This window comes from Slackia sp., assembly GCF_977041755.1.
The window spans coordinates 1-2,025 of record NZ_CDRRGL010000216.1 but is presented as its reverse complement, the minus strand read 5'-3'; the positions used below and the strand labels follow the sequence as shown (position 1 = coordinate 2,025).

At 58.7% G+C, this 2,025-nt stretch carries 3 protein-coding genes and 1 tRNA gene; 1 reads left to right on the top strand and 3 read right to left on the bottom strand.

Annotated elements, in window-relative coordinates:
* Nucleotides 1-618, top strand: a 618-nt coding sequence (locus ACWI8T_RS09665; protein WP_449138797.1) for an FAD-binding protein, incomplete at its 5' end; no start/stop codon positions are given.
* Nucleotides 619-770: 152 nt separating this feature from the next.
* On the opposite strand, the gene ACWI8T_RS09660 is transcribed toward ACWI8T_RS09665, so the two are convergent.
* From ACWI8T_RS09660 to ACWI8T_RS09650, 3 genes are all read right to left on the bottom strand, one after another.
* Nucleotides 771-1,010 (bottom strand): DUF1653 domain-containing protein, encoded by a 240-nt coding sequence (locus tag ACWI8T_RS09660; protein WP_288482836.1) that lies wholly within the window; start codon nt 1,008-1,010, stop codon nt 771-773.
* Nucleotides 1,011-1,230: 220 nt separating this feature from the next.
* Nucleotides 1,231-1,318: transfer RNA gene (locus tag ACWI8T_RS09655), tRNA-Ser, on the bottom strand.
* Nucleotides 1,319-1,559: 241 nt separating this feature from the next.
* Nucleotides 1,560-2,025, bottom strand: a 466-nt coding sequence (locus tag ACWI8T_RS09650; protein WP_449138796.1) for a CBS domain-containing protein, incomplete at its 5' end; no start/stop codon positions are given.

Genomic DNA, 2,025 nt, shown 5'->3' with positions numbered 1-2,025 from the left:
CAGCAGCTTGAGAACCAGGTTGAGCTTCAGCCCGAGCGCAAGGCTTACCAGTTCTTCGACGCTAGCTGGCCTGAGCAGCTCAAGTACTTCCCGGCTGCCCACGGTGTTGCATGCATCTATCGCGAAGAGGAGCTTCCCGAGTACGCCGCCTCTGGCCTGCGCATCAATGTGCGTACCCAGAAGGACATCGACGACGCTGTCGCTGACGGCCGTTGCCTGAAGGCCGACACCATCGACGAGCTGCTTTCCAAGATCGAGGGCATCGACGTCGACGAGGCCAAGAAGTCCATCGAGCGTTACAACGAGCTGTGCAAGGCTGGCGAAGACACCGACTTCTTCAAGAGCTCTCAGCGCCTGTTCGCCCTGGAGAATGGCCCGTTCTACGCTGCCGAGTGCGGTTGCGCCCTTACCCTGGGCAACCTGGGCGGCTTCGATTCCGACGACGAGTGCCATGTGTACGACAACGATCGCAAGATCATCAAGGGCCTGTACGCTTGCGGCGCTCCGCAGGGCGGTCGTTTCGCGGTCCAGTACCCCATCTCGCTCAAGGGTCTTTCCTGCGGCATGTGCATGGTGTACGGCAAGATCGCTGGCGAAAACGCTGCTGCCGGTAAATAATGAGCTGGCGCTGACGTTTCGCAGCGCGGCAACACAATAATCCGTGAGGGCCGATTCCACCCCTCCACCTTCCCTTCAAGGAATCGGCATCTTTTTAGAAAAGGCTCGAGCTTTGCGGCTCGAGCCTTTTGTGGTTGGGGGAGAAAATGGGGCTAGGCTTTCTCGAATCGGTATCGTTGCTTGGCATCGGGATATTTATCGTGGTCGACTTCGCCCGCAAACATGTCGAGCGGTCGCGCCCAAAGGCCGCGTTCGCCATAGAGCGCGCGGTAAATGACCAAGGGTTCTTCGGTCTCAGAGTGTTTCGCCACGCCAATGACCTCGTATTCGTTTCCTTTGAAGTGGCGATATACGCCTGGGGTGATTTCGCGTTCCACGGTTCCTCCTGCCAAAGCTTCGCCCTTCGCGCCTTCAGTCGTTTTTGAGCATCCATTCGCGCCATATGTCAGCGAGCGAGAGCCTGGCGAGTCGATATCGCTCGAAGCCGAGGCGCTGCGTACTGCAAGTACGCAAGCCGAAGGCTGAGCGCGAAATCGGCCGTCGGGCTCGCGCGCGGCGTATGGATGCTTCAAACGAAAAAACGCCGTCCGGAGGGACGGCGCAATAATTCAATGGCGGAGGAAGTAGGATTTGAACCCACGGTACCTTGCGGCACAACAGTTTTCAAGACTGCCGCCTTCAACCACTCGGCCATTCCTCCAAAGCCCTGAAAGCATACCACAAAGCTCGTTGCCTTCAAGAAAATGCGTTGACGTTTCTTGAAATTGCGTGAGTGCGCGGCGCATGCATGGCGCACACACGCTTGTGGGGTTTCTTCGCGGCGCTTTCTCGCGGGGCCTTTTTCTGGGGCACCCGCTGCGGACGTGCAGCATTGTTGCGGCCGCATGTTTTGCGCCGGAACGCTTGTTTTGGTGCCGTGCCCGTGGCTCCACTCGGAGCCGTTATGCCGTCGCGGCAGTTTGGCCGAGCTCCGATTCGTTTTGCTCCAAGTATTTGCGCATGGAGTAGTGCGCGATGTCGCTTCGGTTGATGACGCCTACAAGCTGGCCTTCGTCGGTCACAGGGACCTTCTTCAAGTGGTTCTCGCCCAATATGCGGCACACCTCGCGAATGTCGGTGTGCACGTCAATCGAAATCACGCCATGCGTCGCGATGTCGTACGCGCGCATCTTCATGATTTTCGCGGCCTTCACGGCGAAGTCGTCGCTGCTCGATTCGGTGAGCATAATGAGCGCCACCGGGTCGGTGTAGGTGCTGTGGCGCTTCGAGAGGAAGCGGGCCACGTCGCCGTCCGAGACGAACGCGATGGGCTTGCCGTTGCCATCCACGATGGGCGCCGCCGAAATATGATGGTCGACGAGCAGTTTCACAGCATCGAAAACCGTTGCATTCTCGGGCAGGGTGAAC